General features: G+C 71.6%; 16 protein-coding genes. 10 read left to right on the top strand and 6 right to left on the bottom strand.

Annotation, left to right across the window (positions count from 1 at the left end; genetic code table 11):
* Positions 1-22 precede the first annotated feature (22 nt).
* The 3 genes from AAIB33_RS06140 (at position 23) to AAIB33_RS06130 (ending at position 4,097) form a co-directional block, all read left to right on the top strand.
* Positions 23-1,111: a putative zinc-binding metallopeptidase gene (locus AAIB33_RS06140; protein WP_345802668.1), complete on the top strand. Its 1,089-nt coding sequence runs from the start codon at positions 23-25 to the stop codon at positions 1,109-1,111.
* Positions 1,108-2,784: an acyl-CoA dehydrogenase family protein gene (locus AAIB33_RS06135; RefSeq protein WP_345802667.1), complete on the top strand. Its 1,677-nt coding sequence runs from the start codon at positions 1,108-1,110 to the stop codon at positions 2,782-2,784. Before AAIB33_RS06140 ends, AAIB33_RS06135 begins: the two co-directional genes overlap by 4 nt.
* Before the next feature lie 113 nt (positions 2,785-2,897).
* A complete protein-coding gene (locus AAIB33_RS06130; RefSeq protein WP_345802666.1) occupies positions 2,898-4,097 on the top strand; it encodes a glycoside hydrolase family 3 N-terminal domain-containing protein in 1,200 nt (399 codons plus the stop codon).
* Here the strand turns inward: AAIB33_RS06130 and AAIB33_RS06125 are convergent.
* The 4 genes from AAIB33_RS06125 to AAIB33_RS06110 form a co-directional block, all read right to left on the bottom strand.
* Positions 4,094-4,933 (bottom strand): 3-methyladenine DNA glycosylase, encoded by an 840-nt coding sequence (locus AAIB33_RS06125; RefSeq protein ID WP_345803390.1) that lies wholly within the window; start codon positions 4,931-4,933, stop codon positions 4,094-4,096. The two genes, AAIB33_RS06130 and AAIB33_RS06125, sit on opposite strands and share 4 nt — an antisense overlap.
* Positions 4,934-5,003: 70 nt before the next feature.
* Positions 5,004-5,714 (bottom strand): SOS response-associated peptidase, encoded by a 711-nt coding sequence (locus AAIB33_RS06120; RefSeq protein ID WP_345802665.1) that lies wholly within the window; start codon positions 5,712-5,714, stop codon positions 5,004-5,006.
* A gap of 28 nt (positions 5,715-5,742) precedes the next feature.
* On the bottom strand, positions 5,743-6,774 hold the full coding sequence (locus tag AAIB33_RS06115) for a phosphatase domain-containing protein (RefSeq protein ID WP_345802664.1): 1,032 nt from the start codon (positions 6,772-6,774) through the stop codon (positions 5,743-5,745).
* Positions 6,775-6,778: 4 nt separating this feature from the next.
* Positions 6,779-7,462, bottom strand: coding sequence for a DedA family protein (locus tag AAIB33_RS06110; RefSeq protein ID WP_345802663.1), 684 nt, complete (start codon positions 7,460-7,462; stop codon positions 6,779-6,781).
* Positions 7,463-7,504: 42 nt separating this feature from the next.
* On the opposite strand from AAIB33_RS06110, the gene AAIB33_RS06105 reads away from it, so the two are divergent.
* The 5 genes from AAIB33_RS06105 (at position 7,505) to holA (ending at position 15,540) form a co-directional block, all read left to right on the top strand.
* On the top strand, positions 7,505-8,815 hold the full coding sequence (locus tag AAIB33_RS06105; protein WP_345802662.1) for an anthranilate synthase component I family protein: 1,311 nt from the start codon (positions 7,505-7,507) through the stop codon (positions 8,813-8,815).
* Between the two features lie 73 nt (positions 8,816-8,888).
* Positions 8,889-11,474: a leucine--tRNA ligase gene (leuS, locus tag AAIB33_RS06100; RefSeq protein ID WP_345802661.1), complete on the top strand. Its 2,586-nt coding sequence runs from the start codon at positions 8,889-8,891 to the stop codon at positions 11,472-11,474.
* Between the two features lie 92 nt (positions 11,475-11,566).
* Positions 11,567-12,172, top strand: a complete 606-nt coding sequence (locus AAIB33_RS06095; RefSeq protein ID WP_345802660.1) for a ComEA family DNA-binding protein — start codon at positions 11,567-11,569, stop codon at positions 12,170-12,172.
* Positions 12,173-12,174: 2 nt separating this feature from the next.
* Positions 12,175-14,493 carry a ComEC/Rec2 family competence protein gene (locus AAIB33_RS06090; protein ID WP_345802659.1) on the top strand — a complete coding sequence of 773 codons (2,319 nt, stop codon included), beginning with the start codon at positions 12,175-12,177 and terminating at the stop codon, positions 14,491-14,493.
* A 9-nt stretch (positions 14,494-14,502) separates the two neighbouring features.
* On the top strand, positions 14,503-15,540 hold the full coding sequence (holA, locus tag AAIB33_RS06085) for a DNA polymerase III subunit delta (protein ID WP_345802658.1): 1,038 nt from the start codon (positions 14,503-14,505) through the stop codon (positions 15,538-15,540).
* 71 nt (positions 15,541-15,611) lie between these two features.
* Here the strand turns inward: holA and rpsT are convergent, their stop codons facing one another.
* Positions 15,612-15,872 carry a 30S ribosomal protein S20 gene (gene rpsT / locus AAIB33_RS06080; RefSeq protein WP_345802657.1) on the bottom strand — a complete coding sequence of 87 codons (261 nt, stop codon included), beginning with the start codon at positions 15,870-15,872 and terminating at the stop codon, positions 15,612-15,614.
* Between the two features lie 236 nt (positions 15,873-16,108).
* Here rpsT and AAIB33_RS06075 point away from each other — a divergent pair, with 236 nt between their 5' ends.
* Together AAIB33_RS06075 and AAIB33_RS06070 are read left to right on the top strand one after the other, a co-directional pair.
* Positions 16,109-17,467 (top strand): GH1 family beta-glucosidase, encoded by a 1,359-nt coding sequence (locus tag AAIB33_RS06075; protein ID WP_345802656.1) that lies wholly within the window; start codon positions 16,109-16,111, stop codon positions 17,465-17,467.
* Positions 17,464-18,714, top strand: coding sequence for an MFS transporter (locus AAIB33_RS06070; protein WP_345802655.1), 1,251 nt, complete (start codon positions 17,464-17,466; stop codon positions 18,712-18,714). Before AAIB33_RS06075 ends, AAIB33_RS06070 begins: the two co-directional genes overlap by 4 nt.
* Here the strand turns inward: AAIB33_RS06070 and AAIB33_RS06065 are convergent.
* On the bottom strand, positions 18,703-19,428 hold the full coding sequence (locus tag AAIB33_RS06065; protein ID WP_345802654.1) for an alpha/beta hydrolase: 726 nt from the start codon (positions 19,426-19,428) through the stop codon (positions 18,703-18,705). The genes AAIB33_RS06070 and AAIB33_RS06065 overlap by 12 nt on opposite strands.
* Positions 19,429-19,445: the final 17 nt, after the last annotated feature.

Raw genomic sequence — 19,445 nt, 5'->3', positions numbered from 1 at the left:
TCAGCGGGGCTACGGTGATCCAGTGATCTCGCAACCCCGGTGCCCCGTCTGCCGGCACTTCCTGTACCTCGATGCGCTGACGTGCTCCAACTGCGACGCCGAGCTCGGGTACCACATCCTCTCGCGCCAGTTCCACGCCGTGAACAAGGGCCGAACGGTCATCGACGGCCAGAACTGGTACACGTGCTCGAACCGCGGGTGGGACTGCAACTGGCTCGTCTGGGAGGACGCCCCGGCCGGTCGCTGCTTCTCGTGCCGGCTGACGCGCACGCGTCCCGACCCCGATGACACGGTCGCCCTCTCCAAGCTCGCCAAGACCGAAGAAGCGAAGCGTCGCCTCCTGCTCCAGCTCGGCGACCTCGGCGTGCCGATCGTCCCGTGGGACGTCAAGCCGGGCGGCCTCGGCTTCGACCTGCTCTCGAGCATCTCGCTCGGCCGCCCCGTCATGATCGGCCACGCGAACGGCATCGTCACGATCGACCTCGCCGAGAGCCTCGACGACCGCCGAGAGGCGCTGCGCATCAAGCTCGGCGAGCCGTATCGCACGATGCTCGGGCACCTGCGCCACGAGACCGGGCACTACTTCCAGAACGTGCTGCTCACCAACGACCAGGACTGGGCGCGCTGTCGCGACCTGTTCGGCGATGAGCGCGCCAGCTACCGCGACGCCATCAAACGCCACTACTCCCTGGGTGCACCCGAGAACTGGCACGAGTCCTTCATCTCGGAGTACGCCACGATGCATCCCTGGGAGGACTTCGCCGAGACGTGGGCGCACTATCTCCACATCAGCGGCACCCTGCAGACGGCGGCGGCGATCGGCATCCATCTGGATGCCTCGGTCACGAGCCTGCGCGACATCGACGTCGTCCCGCTGGGGACGTATCGCGATCAGCCGATCGCACAGCTGCTGTCCGACTGGGAGTGGATGTCGGAGGCCTTCAACCGCATCAACCGGGCGATGGGATTCGGCGACCTCTATCCCTTCACCATCTCGGGGCCCGTCCGCCGCAAGCTCGGCTTCATGCACGAGATCATCACGAAGGCCCCGCTCACGACGGAGGAGCAGTACCGGCTGGCCCTCCCGATGCAGGAGGCCGAGCCCGCGTGACCTCGTACACGCGGGGCCGGCGCGTCATCGGCGCGGCGACGCACTACGTCGAGAATCAGCCGCCGTGGCGCGTCGACATCGACGAGTACGAGCTCAACGGGCCGCTGCGCAGCGCCGTGCACGCATTCGGCGCCGAGTGGGCCGACCCTCAGCTGCACGAATCGGGCGCGCTCGTCGGGTCGCTCGACTTCCAGCGCGACGCCGACCTCGCGAACACGCATACGCCTGTCGCGTACCCGCACGACCGCTGGGGCTACCGCATCGACGAGGTCGAGTACGACCCGTCGTATCACCGGATCCTGAGTGCGGCAGTCGCCGCCGGCGCCCACACGTCGGCCTGGGCAGACCCGCGCCCCGGGGCGCATGTCGCCCGCGCCGCGACGTTCATGCTGTTCGCGCAGGTCGAGCCCGGCCACGCGTGCCCCGTGTCGATGACCCACGCGGCGGTCGCATCGATGAAGGACTCGCCCTGGGTGGCGGACGAGTGGCTGCCCAAGCTCTACTCCCGCGACTACGAGCCGCGGCTGCTGCCGCACGACGAGAAGCACAGCGCCCTCATCGGCATGGCGATGACCGAGAAGCAGGGGGGTTCCGACGTGCGGGCCGGCACGACGGTCGGCGTGCATCTGGGCGGACGCTCGTACCAGCTCACCGGGCACAAGTGGTTCTGCTCCGCGCCGATGTCGGACGGCTTCCTCGTCCTCGCCAACACCCGTGACGGCGCCACGGAGGAAGGGCTCAGCTGCCTCTTCGTGCCCCGGATGCTGTCGCACGGCGTGCGTAACGTGTTCCGCATCCAGCGCCTCAAGGACAAGCTCGGCAACCGCTCCAACGCCTCCGCCGAGATCGAGTTCGACGGCACGGTCGGCACGCTCGTGGGCGAGCCCGGTCGGGGCGTGCGCACCATCATCGAGATGGTGCAGCGGACGCGGCTCGACTGCGTGCTCGGGACGGCCGCGGGGATGCGGCAGTCGGTCGCGGAGGCCGTGTGGCACGCGCGCGGGCGCGCCGCGTTCGGGGCGAAGCTCGTCGACCAGCCCGCCATGACGGCGGTGCTCGCCGATCTCGCGCTCGAGTCGGAGGCCGCGATGCTGGCGGGCCTGCGCCTCGCGCAGCTGTACGAGGCCGAGGCATCCGATGGCGACATCGCCCTGCGCCGGCTCGCGACGCCGGTGTCGAAGTACCAAGTGTGCAAGCGCGGACCCCAGCACGCATACGAGGCGCTGGAGTGCCTCGGCGGCAACGGCTACACGGAGTCGTTCCCGCTCGCGCGGCGCTATCGCGAGCAGCCCGTCATGGCGATCTGGGAGGGCTCGGGCAATGTCATCGCGCTCGATGTGCTCCGTGCGCTCAGCCGCGACCCCGACTCCGCCGATGCCTTCGCCGACGAGCTGTTCACGACGCGCGGCTCATCGGCGGTCCTCGATGCGCACGTCGATCGGACGCTGACCCTCCTCACCGAGGTCGCAGCCGAGCCCGAGACGGCTCCCGTCCATGCCCGGCGGCTCACCGAGAGCCTCGCCCTCGGCTTCCAGGCATCGCTCATGCTGCGGCACGCGCCGTCGGTCGACGCCGAGGCGTTCATCGCGGCGCGGCTCGGCGAGGATCGCACGGCGCAGTACGGCTCGCTTCCCGCGGGCACGGATGCCGCCGCCATCGTCGCCCGGCACTGACGACGGGCGTCGGCGCCCGGTACTGACGACGGGCGTCGGCGCTTGACACTGACGACGGGCGTCGGACCCCGAACCCTGACGACGGGCGTCGGACCCCGACGTAGGCTCGACGCATGGGCAGGTCGCGTCGGGGCTGGATGACCGCCGCCGCGGTCCTCGCCGTCGCGGGCCTCGCGACGACGGCGACCCCCGCGGCCGGCGGCACCGCCGCGGCCGCCGACCCGGTGGTGACGGTCGTCTCCGCGCCGGACGGCGCCGCGAGGGCCGAAGCCACCCGGCTCGTGAGCGCCATGGACCTGCGCGCCAAGGCCGCCTCCGTCGTCATGGGTCACGTGCCCTCGACGGATCCCGGCGTGCTGCGCGACTACATGCAGCGGACGGGAATCGGCGGCTTCATCCTGATGGGCGCCAATGTCCCGCCCACCGAGGCGGAGCTGCGCGCCGTCACGGCCGCCCTCACGACAGACCCGGCTCTGCCGCCGCTCATCGCCGTCGACCAAGAGGGCGGCGACGTGTCGCGTCTGCCGTGGGACGACTTCCCCTCGTCCCTCACTCTCAAATCGCAGGACCCCGCCGCCGCGACCGATGCGTTCGCGGGCCGGGGGGCGCTCGTGCAGCGCGCGGGGATCGGCGTGAACTTCGGCGTGGTCGCCGACGTCACGGACGACCCGTCGATGTTCATCTACCGTCGCGCGCTCGGCACCACGCCGGACGCCTCGGCCGATCGCGTCGCGGCCGCCGTCCGCGGCGAGGGCGACGCGGCCTTCACGACGCTCAAGCACTTCCCGGGCCACGGCGCCGCGCCCGGCGACTCGCACACCGTCATCCCCTCGACGAGCCTGTCGAAGGCGGCGTGGGCGGCCTCGGACGCCCTGCCGTTCGAGGCGGGGATCCAGGCGGGCGCGGAGCTCCTCATGTTCGGGCATCTCGCCTATACGGCGGTCGATGCGGCCCCGGCGTCGCTCTCGCCGGAATGGCACCGGATCGCGCGAGAGGAGCTGGGGTTCCAGGGGGTCGCGGTGACCGACGATCTCGGCATGCTCGAGGCCTCCGGCATCCCCCAGTATCGAGACCCCGTCGCGAATGCCGTCGCCGCGCTCGCTGCAGGGAACGACCTGCTGCTGACGATCATGTTCTCGAGCGCCGACACGGCCCCGCGCATCGTGGACGGCATCGTCGCCGCCGTGGAATCCGGCGCGCTGCCCGCGGCGCGGCTCGACGAGGCGGCCACGCGCGTGACCGCTCTGCGGCTGCAGCTCGCCATGGACGGACACGGGCTGATGCCCTGCGCCGACTGCGCTCCGGCCGGTTAGACGACAGCGAGGAGCCGTTCGCGCAGCGCCTGACCCCGCACGCTGAAGTCGCGCTGGCGGCGCACGTACTCCGCCTTCCCCTCGGCGGTCTCGATGCGCACGGGGGCATACCCGAGATCGGCCAGGTCGTAGGGCGAGGCCTGCATGTCGAGCACCCTGATGTCCCTCGCGAGCGCGAACGTGTCGAGCAGGAGGTCGCCCGGAACGAGCGGTCCGAGCTTCATCGCCCACTTGTAGAGGTCCATGCCGGCGTGGAGGCAGCCAGGCTGCTCGAGCGCCGCCTGACGGTCGCGGGTCGGCGTGTCGCGGTTGAGCGGCGCGGCGGCGGGAGTGAAGAACCGGTAGGCGTCGAAGTGCGTGCACTTCAGATCGTGCGCGTCGACGACGTCATCGGTCCCGTCCTGCCCCAGACGGAGGGGAACGGGATGCCGGTGCTCGCCCTGCCGGTACACCATCGCCCACTCGTGCAGTCCGAAGCAGCCGAAGGAGCCGGCGCGGCCGGCCGTCGCACGGAGGATCTTGGCCACGCCCTCCACGAGGAGGGCTTTCTCGGCGCGGAACCCCGCGTCATCGACGATGAGCGACCCGGGCGCCGAGCCCGGGACGTACCACCGCCACTCCTCGCGCGGCGTGCCGGCGGCGTCGGCGAGCTCGACGCCCGCGCCGGGGTGCCAGCGCCGGAGCAGTGCCGGCTTGTAGGAGTAGTACGTGAAGAGGAAGTCCTCGACGGGATGCTTCTCACCCCGCGCCGCGCGGGCACGATGGGCAGCGGTCGCGGCGTCCGCCCGCTCCTCGTGCGCCCGCTCGAGCGCGCGCCACTCGTCATCGCCGAGCACGCGGGTGAAGCGGGCGGGAGCGAGGGTCGTCACCACTCGAGGATAGGCGGGCGGCCTGGGAGTCGCCGGGTCAGTCGACCGGCTCGATGAGCTCGGGGGAGTTGTTGCGCACGTTGCCGACGGCCTTGCCGACGACGTGGTTGTCGAGCGTGTCCGCGATCGCGGGAGCCGCGTCGATCGCGGCATCGAGCACGTCGCGCACGTTGTCGGTGCTCGGGTCGAGCCATGCATCGGCGTGATCGGCGTCGATGAACAGCGGCATGCGGTCGTGGATCGATCCCAGGCGTCCGATCGAGTCACGGGTGAGGATCGTGAAGCTCAGCATCCACCGGTCGGGGTCGTCTTCGGGCTTCGCCGGATCCTTCCACCACTCGTACAGACCCGCGAAGAACATGGGCTCGCCGTCGGCCGGGTGGATGTAGTGCGGGATCTTCTCGTCGCCGGCCTTCTTCCACTCGTAGTAGCCGGTCGCGGGCACGACGGCGCGGCGCTTCTCGAGCGCCTTGCGGAACATGGGCTTGTCTTCGAGCTCCTCGGCGCGCGCGTTGAACGCGCGGGCGCCGATCTTGACGTCCTTGGCCCACGGCGGCACGAGACCCCAGCGGGCGGGCTCGAGGCGTCGCGTCGGCGGGTCGGTCTTGGCCGAATCGAGCACGATCGCGACCGACGACGTCGGCGCGATGTTGTACGACGGCTCGGGCAGATCGTCGGCCTCGACGTCGACGCGCAGCACGCCCACGAGCTCGGAGCCGACGTTCGCGACGACGAATCTTCCGCACATGCCGCCAGCCTACGCGCGGCCTCCGACGTCAGGACTCGAGGACGCCGACCTCTTCGAGTCGCTCGAGGAGCCCTGCGCCGTCGGAGTCGGTGACCCACGGCACGGAGGCCGCCGAGTGGTCGTCCACGTTCGTGCGACCGCCCGCGAGCACCGCCTCGGCGGGGGACAGGCGGCGGATCGCGACGCCCACGACATTGCCGGGATGCCGGCGCGTGAACGACGTGTAGATCTTGTCGTCGTGCTGGCCGTCGTCGCCGATGAGGAGCCACCGGATCTGCGGGAACTCCCGGGCGAGCCGGTTCAGGTTGGAGAGCTTGTGCGCCATGCCGCTGCGGAACCAGCGGTCGTGGGTGGGACCCCAGTCCGTCAGCAGGATCGACCCGGGCGGGAAGAGATGCCGACGGAGGAATCGGATGAGCGTGGGGGCGATGTTCCACGCTCCGGTCGACAGATAGATCATCGGCGAACCGGGATTGTCGCGCGCGATGCGCTCGAGCAGCACGGCCATGCCGGGCACCGGCTGGCGCGCGTGCTCGTCGACGACGAACGAGTTCCACGCCGCGAGGAGGGGCCGGGGGAGCGCCGTCACCATCACGGTGTCGTCGACGTCGGAGACCACGCCGAACCGCACATCGGGACCGACGATGAAGACGCGGGTCTCGACGGGCTCGCCGCCCTCGACCGACATCTCGAACGTCTGCCAGCCGGGCTCGAGCCGCGCGGGGAGGACCGTGTCGAGCACGCCGCCGCGATCGGTGACGACGTCGTGCGTGACGCCGGCGATCGTGATGGACACCTGCGCGAATCCGACGGGGACCGACAGGAAGCTGCGCCAGCCGCGGACGCTGGCGTACTCGCCGGTGCCGATGGGCTTGACGGGCGGCACGATGAGGACGCGGCCGAGCACGCGCACCCAGTCCACACCCCCGTAGCCGGGGAACGGGGTGACGGTGGGCTTCTGGCCGCGCGCTCGCGCACGGCGTTCGCGCCAGGTGTGGAAGCGGTACTCGAGGCGAGCGAGCCACAGCACCTTGGCGCGGGGTGGGGCGGTGGCGGGCATCCCCTCAGTCTTCCATGTCCTCCTCGACGGGTCGCGCCGACGGGGTGTCCGCATCCTGGAGGTGGCGGCGCTCGACGCGCTCGATGACCTTCTTCGCGAGGAAGACGAGCAGGAGGAAGACGACGATGACGGCGACGAAGATGTAGCCGGCGTAGTGCAGCTGATCCGCGAGCTCGCGGTAGGTGCCCGCGGCCGCCGCCGACACCGAGATGTAGAGCGCGGCCCACACGGCGCACGCGGGAGCCGTCCACGCGAGGAAGCGGCGATAGGGGTATCCGCTCATGCCGACCGTGAGCGGGACGAGGGAGTGCAGGACGGGCAGGAAGCGCGAGATGAAGATGGCCGGCCCGCCGCGGCGTCGGAGGTACCGCTCCGAGCGCTCCCACTTGTCGTCGCCCAGCCGCTGCCCCAGGCGGGACGCGCGGATGCGGGGACCGAGGAACCGCCCGAGCCAGAATCCGACGCTCTCGCCGATGAGCGCCCCGATGACGACCGCGATCCCGAGGATGACCCCCTCGACCGGCGAGGCGACCGCTGTTCCCGCGACGATGACGATCGTGTCGCCGGGAACGACGAGGCCCACGAGGATGCTGGTCTCGAGCATGACCGCGACGCCGGCGATGAGGGTCCGCACGACGGGATCGACGCTCTGCACAGCATCGAGCAGCCACGTGAGGAACTCGTTCACGCCACGAGCCTAGATCCCGGGGCCGCGCCCTAGCCTGGGAAGATGACCCATCCGCTCGTCGCCGTGCGCCTCGACGGATGGGTCGATCCGGAGGCCCTCTACCTCGCCCTCTTCGCCCGGCTGGAGGACTCGTTCTGGCTCGACGCCGGGCCCGATGCGACGACCGGCTGGAGCTGGATGGGCGCGGGCGATCGGGGCGCCGACACCGCCGGCATCCGGGACATCGTCTGCACCCCCGGGCGCCGGGACTCCGGGCTCCCGGGCCGGTTCAGGGGCGGCTGGGTCGGATGGCTCGGATACGAGGATGCGGCAGCCCGCGCCGGCGCCCCCACGGCACCGCCCGACGCCGACGTGCCCTCGCAGCTCTGGCTGCGGGTCGACCGATTCGTCGCGTTCGACCACGCCGCGCGACATGCCTGGGCGGTCGCGCCGCGCGATGGGATCGACGACTTCGTCCTCGCGGTGCACGCCGCGGGGCGGCATCCATCCCCTCCGCTCGACGATGCGTCGGACGGCCTCGCGGTGCGCGCGCGGCACGAGCCCGACGAGTACGCGCGGCTCATCGAGCGCTGTCGAGATGCGATCCGCGAAGGCGATGCGTATCAGCTGTGCCTCACGACGCGATTCGAGGTGGAGGGGCACGTCGACCCCGTCGCCGCCTACCGGCGACTGCGTGCCCGGACCCCAGCCCACCACGGCGGCATCATCCGCTCGGGCGGCGTCGCGCTGGCGAGCGCGAGTCCCGAGCTCTTCCTCGAGGTCGAGGACGGCGTCGTGCGGACGCATCCCATCAAGGGCACGCGACCGAGGGGAGGGGATGCCGCGACCGACGCCGCGCTCGCGGCAGAACTGGTCGCGAGCGAGAAGGAGCGCGCCGAGAACGTCATGATCGTCGACCTCATGCGCAACGACCTCTCCCGCGTGTGCGTCGACGGCACTGTCGCCGTCGACCGGCTGTTCGCCGTCGAGAGCTACCCGGCCGTGCACCAGCTCGTGAGCACGGTGTCGGGCATCCTGACCGAGGGGCGGACCGTCGGCGGCATCCTGGACGCGACGTTCCCCGCCGGGAGCATGACGGGCGCGCCCAAGCTCTCCGCGATGACGATCCTGCACAGCCTCGAGGCCGCGCCGCGCGGCGTCTTCGCCGGATGCTTCGGCTGGATCGGCGACGACGGCGCCCTCGACCTCGCGATGGTCATCCGCTCGATCGTCGTGCGCCCCGGCGGCGCCTATGTCGGCGCGGGGGGCGGGATCACGTGGAGATCGGATGCCGCCGCCGAGGTCGCCGAAGTGGGCGTGAAGGCCCGCGGCCCCCTCGCAGCCGTGGGCGGGCAGCTTCCGCCCGGCTGGTGACGACGACGGTCGGGTAACCTGGAAGCCGCGTTTTCACGCGCCCTCCCGGCCTTTCCACGATTGGTATCACGACGTGTCACAGAGCTCCGCACCCCTCACCGCCGCCGACAGCGGAGGGTACGACGCCCACGCCGTGCAGGCGAAGTGGCAGGCGCGCTGGGCGGAGGCCGACCCGTTCCGTGCGGGTGGCGACGATGACAAGCGCCCCCGCAAGTACGTGCTCGCGATGTTCCCGTACCCCTCGGGCGACCTGCACATGGGCCACGCCGAGAACTACCTGTACTCCGACATCGTCGCGCGCTTCTGGCGTCACCGCGGCTACAACGTCCTGAACCCCATCGGGTGGGACTCCTTCGGGCTGCCCGCCGAGAACGCGGCGATCAAGCGCGGCGCCGACCCCGTGAAGTGGACGTACGAGAACATCGCGCAGCAGCGCGAGAGCCTCAAGGACTACGGCGTCTCGTTCGACTGGTCGCGCGTGCTGCACACGAGCGACCCCGAGTACTACCGCTGGAACCAATGGCTCTTCCAGAAGCTCTATGACCGCGGTCTGGCGTACCGCAAGGAGAGCCCGGTCAACTGGTGCCCGAACGACCAGACGGTGCTCGCCAACGAGCAGGTCGTCGACGGGCACTGCGAGCGGTGCGGGGCCGAGGTCGTCAAGAAGAAGCTGACGCAGTGGTACTTCCGCATCACCGACTACGCCGACCGCCTGCTCGACGACCTGAACCAGCTCGAGGGCTTCTGGCCGCAGAAGGTCATCCAGATGCAGCGCAACTGGATCGGCCGCTCCGTCGGAGCCGACATCGACTTCGAGATCGAGGGCCGCGAGGGCACCGTCACCGTGTTCTCGACCCGTCCCGACACTCTCTACGGCGCCACGTTCTTCGTCGTCGCGCCCGATTCCGACCTCGCGTCGGAGCTTGCGGCGGGCGCCTCGGAGGAGGTGCGGGCGCGCTTCCAGGCGTACCTGGAGGGCGTGCAGAAGGAGACCGAGATCGATCGCCAGTCGACGGACCGCCCGAAGACCGGCGTCTTCCTCGAGCGCTACGCGATCAACCCCGTCAACGGCGAACGGCTGCCGATCTGGGCGGCGGACTACGTGCTGGCCGACTACGGGCACGGCGCCGTCATGGCCGTGCCCGCGCACGACCAGCGCGACCTCGACTTCGCCCGCGCGTTCGACCTGCCCGTCAAGGTCGTCGTCGACACGACCGCCCCCATCACCGGCGCGATCCCCGTCATCGAGCTCGACGACGACGGTGTGCCGATCGACCCGGGCGCCGAGGATGCCTCGCTCGCCGAGCTCGACCCGGCGCGCACCGGCATCGCCCTCACGGGCGACGGCCGCATGATCAACTCGGGCCCGCTCGACGGCCTCTCCAAGCGCAACGCCATTGCCCGCGTGATCGAGCAGCTCGAGGCCGCCGGCAAGGGCCACGCCTCGAAGTCCTTCCGCCTGCGCGACTGGCTGATCTCGCGTCAGCGCTTCTGGGGCACGCCCATTCCGATGCTGCACGGGGAGGACGGCTCGATCATCCCCGTCCCGGACGAGCAGCTGCCCGTCCTGCTGCCGTCGGTGGAAGGGCTCGACCTCACCCCCAAGGGCACCTCGCCGCTGGGCGGCGCGTCCGAGTGGGTGCAGGCGAGCGACCCCGAGTCGGGTGCGCCGATGCGCCGCGACACCGACACGATGGACACCTTCGTCGACAGCTCGTGGTACTTCCTGCGCTACCTGTCGCCGCGCGATGCCGGCGAGGCCTTCTCGTCGCGGGAGGCCGACAAGTGGGGGCCGGTCGACTTCTACATCGGCGGCGTCGAGCACGCCATCCTGCACCTGCTGTACGCGCGCTTCATCACGAAGGCCCTCTTCGACATGGGTCTCGTCGACTTCACCGAGCCCTTCTCGAGCCTCATCAATCAGGGCATGGTGATCCTGGGCGGCGCGAAGATGTCGAAGAGCAAGGGCAACCTCGTGCTCTTCCAGGAGGAGCTCGACGCGCACGGCGCCGACGCGCTGCGCGTCGCCCTCGCCTTCGCGGGGCCCGTGGAGGACGACAAGGACTGGGACGACGTCTCCACGACCGGCGCGACGAAGTTCCTCGCCCGCGCGCTGCGCATCGCGCACGACGTGACGAGCGAGCCCGACGTCGTGTGGGCCGAGGGCGACCCGGCCCTGCGGCGCGTGACGCACCGGCTGCTTGCCGACGCCCCGTCACTCGTCGAGCAGACGAAGTTCAACGTGGTCGTCGCACGCCTCATGGAGCTCGTCAACGCGACGCGCAAGACGATCGACACGGGCGCGGGAGCTGCCGACCCGGCTGTGCGCGAGGCCGCCGAGGTGATCGCCATGGTGCTCGACCTCTTCGCTCCGCACACCGCCGAGGAGATGTGGGAGGCGCTCGGCTACGAGCCGTTCGTCGGCCTCGTGCCGTGGCGTCAGGCCGACCCCATGCTCCTCGTCGAGGAGTCGGTGACGGCCGTCGTGCAGATCGACGGTAAGGTGCGCGCCACCCTCCAGGTGCCCGCTCGCATCGACGGCACCGAGCTCGAGCGTCTCGCCCGGACCGACGCGCGCGTGATCAAGTCGCTCGGCGAGCGTGAGATCGTCCGCGCGATCGTGCGTCCGCCGAAGGTCGTCAGCTTCAGCACGCGCTGACGCGCTCCTCCCCAGGCGCCGATTTCTCCTGCTCGTCCACCGCCGGCGGGCGCGGGCGGTCGCCGGGAGCGAGCCGCTTCTAGCGTGAGCGGGTGACCGCACCCGGAGAACCGGCCCCTCCCCGCCGTCGGCTCGGAATCGGTGCGGCGATCGTCGTCGTGCTCGCAGCCCTCGCGATCACGGTCGGGATCGGCATCGCTCGGGGTGCGGGCGCGCCGGCCGAGTCCGTTCCCACGGCCTCTCACGAGTCGAGGGATGCCGCGTCCCCGGCATCCCTCTATGTGCACGTCTCGGGAGCCGTCGCGGTGCCCGGCCTGTACGTGCTCGAGGACGGCGCGCGCGTCGTCGACGCGATCGGTGTGGCGGGAGGCTTCGCCCCCGAGGCGGATCAGGATGCCGTCAACCTCGCCCGCCCGCTGAGCGACGGAGAGCAGCTCGTCGTGCCGGTCGTGGGCGCCGTCCCCACCGCTGCGGAAGGCGGGGGAGCCGCGCCCGCCGCGGGCGATGGGCGCGTCAACCTCAACACCGCCGACGCGGCAGCTCTCGACACCCTTCCACGCGTCGGGCCGGCCATGGCGCAGCGCATCATCGACTGGCGGGAGGCCAACGGGCGCTTCACGAGCGTCGAGGACCTCCTCGCGGTGCCCGGCATCGGCGACAAGATGCTCGAGGCCCTCCGCGACCTCGTGACGGTATGACGATGCGCCGCTTCCGCCTCGTACCGGTCACCGCGGCGGCGTGGGCGACGGCCGCTGCGGCGACGCTCGCGCCGTCCTGGTCGCCGGCACTCGCGATCGGCGCGTGGGGCGCGACCCTCGTCGCCCTGCTGGTGCTCGTGCGCCGTCGCGGCCCGTCGGGCGTCGTCGTGGTGCTCGCGCTCGCCTTCGCAGCCGTCGTCGCCTCGCACGTCGCGCTCGCGCAGCCGGCGCGGACGGCGCTGTCGGCGCTCGCCCTCGACGGCGGGCGCGCCATCGAGGTCACCGCCCGCGTCGTCGGCAAGGTCGAGCGCCGGGCCTCGACGGGACAGCTCGTGTTCGACGCAGTGGCGTCGCGGGTTTCGGCCGGACCGGCTGAGCTCGCGGTCGACCTGCCCGTGTCGGTCGCCACCCAGCCCGACGACGTCGAGGGGATCGGCGACCTCGACGTCGGCGCCGTGGTCGTCCTGCGCGGCACGGCTCGCGCGGCGGACGCAGGGGAGCGCTCCGTGGTGCTGCTCACGGCGTCCGGCGGCCTCGAGGTCGTGTCAGGCCCTCGTGGTCTCGAAGCGCTCGCCGGCACGCTGCGCAAGGGGCTCGTCGCGGCGACGCGCGGCCTTCCCGACCCGGGAGGCGGTCTCATCCCCGGCCTCGCCGTGGGGGACACGAGCCGCGTCGATCCCGACCTCGACGCGGCCATGAAGGCGTCGTCGCTGTCGCATCTCACCGCCGTGTCGGGGGCCAACTGCGCGCTCGTCGTCGGGCTCGCGTTCGCCGGTGCGGCGCTGCTCGGCGCCCGGCGCGGAGTGCGGGTCGCGGTGGGTGTCGCCGCCCTCGGCGGCTTCGTCGTGCTGGTGACGCCCGAGCCGAGCGTCGCGAGGGCCGCCGCGATGGCCGCCGTCGCGATGCTCGCGGTCGCGGTGGGACGCCCTGCCGTCGGGGTGGCGGTGCTGTGCCTCGCGGTGGCCGGGCTGCTCGCCTTCGACCCGTGGCTGTCGACGTCCCTCGGCTTCGCGCTCTCGACGGTCGCGACGGCAGCACTCCTGCTGCTGGCGAGGCCGCTCGCCGCCGGATTGCAGCGATGGATGCCGCGCGCCCTTGCCCTCGCACTGTCGGTGCCGCTCGCCGCGCAGCTCGCCTGCGGGCCGCTCCTCGTGCTGATCGCCCCGACAGTGCCGCTCTACGGCGTCGTGGCGAACCTCCTCGCGGCTCCGGCTGCGCCGGTCGCGACGGTCGTGGGACTCGCCGCGTGCCTCGCGCTGCCGTTCCCCGCGCTGCAGTCGGGCCTCGCGGTGCTCGCGTGGGCGCCCGCCGCCTGGATCGCCGGGACCGCGCACACCTTCGCTGAGCTGCCGGGCGGGCAGGTGTCGTGGCTCGAGGGCTGGCCGGGGCTCGCTCTCCTCGCGATGCTGGGCGCCGCCGTGGCGGTTCTCCTCGCGCCCGGATCGCGGCGTGCGCTGCGGTTCGCCGCCGGCGCGATCGTCGCCGTAGTCGTCGGGGTCTGTGCGGGAGGTGCCGCCCTCGCCGGGCCGGCAGGGCCCCTCACGCTGCCGTCGTCGTGGGCGATCCTCGCGTGCGACATCGGCCAGGGCGACGCGGTGCTCGTCCGGTCGGGCGGCGCGGTCGCCCTCGTCGACACGGGACCCGATCCGAAAGCGCTGGAGGGATGCCTCGCCCGCACCAGCATCCATCATCTCGACCTCCTCGTACTCACCCATTACGACGCAGACCACGCGGGTGGCGTCGATGCGGTCGTCGGGCGGGTCGATCGCGTGCTGCACGGTCCCGTCGACACGGCGGTGCACCAGCGCGTGCTCGACGCCCTTGCAGCCGGTGGCGCCGAGCTCGTGGACGCCGACGCGGGCATGCAGGGCGCTCTCGGCTCCGCGACGTACCGCGTGATCTGGCCGCGCGCGGAGAGCCGCGCCTACGCGCCCGGCAACGACTCGAGCGTCACGATCGACATCCGAGGCGGGGGAGTGCCGGCGTCGCTGTTCCTCGGCGACCTCTCCGCATCGCCGCAGCGTGCGATCGAGGCGTCCGGGATGCTCGATCCGCCCTACGACGTCGTCAAGGTCGCGCACCACGGCAGCGCGGATCAGGACCCGGGCCTCTACGTCGCGGCCCGACCGAGCCTGGCCCTCATTTCCGTCGGTCTCGGCAACGACTACGGGCATCCGCGTCAGGAGACCCTCGACGTCCTGACCGACGTCGGCGCCATCGTCGCCCGCACCGACCTCGAGGGGACCGTGGCGCTCTGGCTCGCGGACCACGGGCTCGAGGTGTGGCGCGAGCGACGGGCTCGCGTCGGTGCCCCTGGCTAGGCTGGACGAATGGCCCCGACCGCGCGACGCTCCGCCCCCGCCAAGACGCGGAGCGCCATTCCGCAGCTGTCCTGGCGCGAGCCGCAGCCGGCGCCCATCGTGCTCGTGTCCGGGCCCGAAGAGGTGTGCGCCGAGCGCGCCATCGCGGGGCTCCGCGACTACCTGCGCGCCGAGGATCCGAGTCTCGAAGTGTCCGACATCCGCGCCGACGACTACGCGCAGGGCACGCTCCTCGCCGTGACGTCGCCGTCACTGTTCGGCGAGCCGCGCCTCGTGCGGGTGTCAGGGGTCGAGAAGTGCTCCGACGCTTTCCTGAACGAAGCACTGTCGTACCTCGCGGCGCCGCAGGACGGCGCGACCGTCGTGCTGCGCCACACCGGTGCCACCGTCCGCGGCAAGAAGCTCCTCGACGCGATCCGTGCGGGGCAGGGCGGCGGCGCCGAGATCGCGTGCCCCGCGGTCAAGCGAGACAGCGATCGCTTCGACTTCGCCGCGGGAGAGTTCCAGACCGCCCGAAAGCGCATCGCACCCGCGGCGCTCCGTTCGCTCGTCTCCGCCTTCGCGGACGACCTCACCGAGCTCGCCGCGGCGTGTCAGCAGCTCATCGCCGACGTCCCCGGCGACATCACCGAGCAGGTCGTCGAGCGCTACTACGGCGGCCGCGTCGAGACGTCGGCCTTCACCGTCGCAGACACGGCGATCGCCGGCCGTTACGGCGAGGCGCTCATCGCGCTCCGGCACGCACTCGCCTCGGGCGCCGACCCGGTGCCGCTCGTCGCGGCGATCGCCTCGAAGCTGCGCACGATGGCCCGCGTCGCGGGAAGCCGCGAGCCGGCGGCCGCACTCGCCGGGCGGCTCGGGCTGAAGGACTGGCAGGTCGACCGCGCCCGTCGTGACCTCTCGGGCTGGACCGAGACGACCCTCGGCATGGCGATCCAGGCGGCCGCACGAGCGGATGCCGAGGTCAAGGGCGCGTCGCGCGACTCCGTGTTCGCGCTCGAGCGACTCGTGACCGTCATCTCGACACGCGCGCCGTACGGCTCCTGATCGGCGCCGCCGGAACGACGAAGGCCCGCCCCTCTCGGGACGGGCCTTCGGATGTCAGCTGACGGGAAGCGTCAGAGCGCCGCGACCTGCTTGGCGATGGCCGACTTGCGGTTCGCCGCCTGGTTCTGGTGGATGACACCCTTGCTCACGGCCTTGTCGAGCTTCTTGGTCGCGGTGCCGAGAGCCTTCTCAGCGGCGGCCTTGTCGCCGGCCGTGATCGCCTCGCGCGTGCGGCGCACAGCGGTCTTCAGCTCGCTCTTGACGGCCTTGTTGCGCTCGTGCGCCTTCTCGTTGGTCTTGTTGCGCTTGATCTGCGACTTGATGTTCGCCACGTGTCGACGTTCTTTCGTTTCGGAGTGAATCGGATGATTGCCGGCCAGCGGTAGAGGGGCGCCTCCGGCGCGCGCAGGGTGGGACCCACGCGCAAACCAATCACCGAGTCTACCAGCTAGCTCATCCATCCACCGACTCGGCGAACCGGTCGGAGAACGACCCTCCGATGATGCATGATCGACGCGAGCGGTGCGCACGCCCACCCGAGTGCGCAGCTCGCGACGAAGGAGTCCGCGTGCCCGAACATCCCCTCGCCGATCTCTCGCCGTTTCCGCCGGGGTTCCGCTGGTCGTCGGCCACCGCCGCGTTCCAGGTGGAGGGGTCGCGCACGGCCGACGGGCGAGGCCGATCCATCTGGGACGACTTCGTCGACACTCCGGGTCTGGTGCGCGACGGCTCCGTCGCCGATCCGGGGCCGGACAGCTACCGCCGGTCGGGGGAGGACGTGGCTCTCCTCGCACGGCTGGGGGTCGACCGGTACCGCTTCTCGATCTCGTGGGTGCGCGTGCAGCCCGAGCCGGGCGCCGCGCCGAACGAAGCGGGGCTGGACTACTACCGGCGCCTGGCCGACGATCTCCTCGAGGCGGGCATCACGCCGTTCGCGACGCTCTACCACTGGGATCTGCCGAGCGTCCTCGAAGAGCGCGGAGGCTGGCTGACGCGCGACACGGCGCTCCGATTCGGCGACTACGCCGACATCGTCGCGACGGCGCTCGGCGACCGCATCCGCCACTGGTACACGATCAACGAGCCCGTCTCCACCTCCCTCCAGGGTTATGCCGTCGGCACGCTCGCCCCCGGTCGGCAGCTGCTCTTCGAGTCGCTCCCCACGGCGCACCACCAGCTGCTCGCGCATGGTCTCGCGCTGCGCGCGGTGCGCGCAGCGGGCGCCGAGGAGGCGGGCATCGTCAACAACCACACGCTGGTGACCCCGGCAGGGGAGACGGATGCCGACCTCGGCGCCGCCGCCGTGTACGACCTCCTCCACAACCGGATCTTCGCCGACCCCGTGCTCACGGGCGCCTATCCCGATCTCGAGGCGTTCGGCATCCCCCCGATGCCCGCCGAGGAGGGCGATCTCGACCTGATCGCCGCACCGGCGGACTTCTACGGCATCAACTTCTACAACCCGACGACGGTCGCCGCGGCCCCCGCCGACGGTCCCATCCCCTTCGAGATCGTCCCGACGCCGGGAGCGCCGGTGACCGGCTTCGGGCCCGAGTGGCCCATCGTTCCCTCGGCGCTCACCGACCTTCTGATCGACTTCCGCGACCGCTACGGCGACCGGCTCCCGCCCATCGTCATCGGCGAGAACGGTGCGTCCTTCCCGGAGCCCGCGCACGTCGAAGGACCCGTTCCCGACCACGACCGCATCGCCTATCTCGCGGGCCACATCGACGCGGTCGGGGCCGCGATCGCCGCGGGGGTCGACGTCCGGGAGTACACCGTCTGGTCGCTGCTCGACAACTTCGAGTGGGCCGACGGCTTCACGCAGCGCTTCGGTCTCGTCCACGTCGACGTCGACACGGCCGAGCGCACCCCGAAGGCCTCGTTCGACTGGTACCGCTCGCTCATCTCGGAGGCACGCTCGTGACCGCTCGCCCGGACGCCAAGGTCGGCGCCAGCTGGTTCATCCTCTTCACCCTCGCCTGGCTCGCCATCTGGACGGTGCAGCTCACGCCCCTGCAGCTCCTCATCCCGCTGCAGCTCAACACGCCCGACGACGCCTCGGGCTGGATCTCCGGCGTCGTATCGTCGGGACTCGTGCTCGCCGTCGGCGGGATCGCCGGCGTCATCGCGGCACCTGTCGCCGGCGGCCTGTCCGACCGCACGCGCGGGCGCGCGGGGCGCCGCCGGCCATGGTCCCTCGGCGGCACCTGGCTCGCCGCGCTCTCGCTCGTCGGCATCGCCTTCGCGGAGGGCCCGTGGGGCGTCGGCCTCGCGTGGGTCGGGGTCTCGGTGGGCGTCGCCGTGGCATCGGCGGCGTTCACGGCGCTCATCGCGGATCAGCTGACGACCCAGCGCGGCGCGGCATCCGCCGCCGTCTCGTCGTCTCAGGCCCTCGGCATCGTGGTCGGCGTGGGAGTCATCGTGCTCCTCGAGCTCGGCGTGATCGTCGGCTATCTCGTGCTCGCCGGATTCATCGCGCTCGTGGGAACGCTCGCCGCGCTCCTCCTGCCCGACCCGCCCGCGCACGGCGAGGTCTCGGCGGCACGCGAGGTGCGCACGCTGCGCGAGCGCCTCGCGGCGCTGCGGGATCGCGACTTCGCGTGGCTCCTCGCCGGTCGCCTGACTGTCAACATCGGCAATGCGCTCGGCACGGGCCTGCTGCTGTTCTTCCTCCTGTACGGACTGCATCGGGATGCCTCGACCGCCGAGGACGAGCTGCTCATGCTGATCCTCGTCTACACGCTGTTCGTCGTGGCGGCGTCGATCGTCTCGGGCTGGATCTCCGACCGCACCGGCAGGCGGGTCCCGTTCGTCGTCTGGTCGGCGATCATCCAGGGCGCCGCGTCGATCATCCTCGTCGTCGCGCCGTCCCTCACGAGCGCCATGATCGCGGCCGCCCTCCTCGGCGTGGGCTACGGCGCGTACATGTCGGTCGGCCTCGCGCTCGGCACCGACCTGCTGCCGTTCCCCGAGGACCACGCCCGAGACCTCGGCTTCGTCAATGTCTCCGCGAGCCTCGGGCAGCTGCTCGGACCGCTCATCGGCGCCGGTCTCGTCGCCCTCGTCGGGGGGTTCTGGCTGCTGTTCCTCGTCGGCGGCGTCCTCTCGGTCGCGGGCGGCCTCATGACCTACGCGATCCGCACCCCCGCCCGCGCCGCGTCAGCCGTCTGATGCCTCGAGGGTCGTCAGGGCGACCTCGAGCAGCGCGTTGAAGACCCGAGGACGCATCACCGTGACGTGGTGCGTCGTGCGGGGCACGACGACGAGCTCGGCGTGCGGAGCGAGACGCAGGAAGAGCCGCTCGTTGATGCGGAGCTGGTCGTACTGTCCGTTGACGAACCACAGCGGCACCTCGATGCGGCGCACCGCGGCGAGCAGGTCGAGCACCGAAAGGCTCCGCAGCGCGATGTCCTGCGTGTCCAGCGCGTATCCGCCTGCGCCGAAGTCGTCGCGCGTCTCGACGGGAAGGATCCGGTCGAGCATCTGGTCCGTGAGCCACATCCCGCGGTCGGGGAGAGCGTCCAGCCGACGGGCCAGGAACCGGTAGGTCTGAAGACCCACCCCCCGAGGGATGGCGGTGCAGGATGCCGCGATGAAGCCTGCGACGGGCGGGGGCTCTTCGGCGCCGACGTACTCGATGCTCAGCAGGCCTCCCATGGAGTGGCCCGCGAGAAGCACGGGACCGCGCTTCGCGGCATCCCGAACGGCTCTGTCGATCGTCGCGAAGGCCGACGCGAGCGTGAACTCCTCGGTCATGCGCGACCCGTGGCCCGGGAGATCGACGGCCGTCACGCCGTTGCCGCGCGCGCGGAGATACTCGACCTGCGACCGCCACATCGTCGCGGACGTCCGGATGCCGTGGACGAGGACAACCTGGACGGTCATGGTGCCAGCGTACGAGG

Source organism: Microbacterium sp. AZCO (genome assembly GCF_039614715.1).
In the GTDB taxonomy this organism is placed as follows: Bacteria; Actinomycetota; Actinomycetes; order Actinomycetales; family Microbacteriaceae; genus Microbacterium.
Note: the sequence above shows the minus strand (reverse complement) of the source record. Positions and strands in the feature narration are given on the sequence as shown.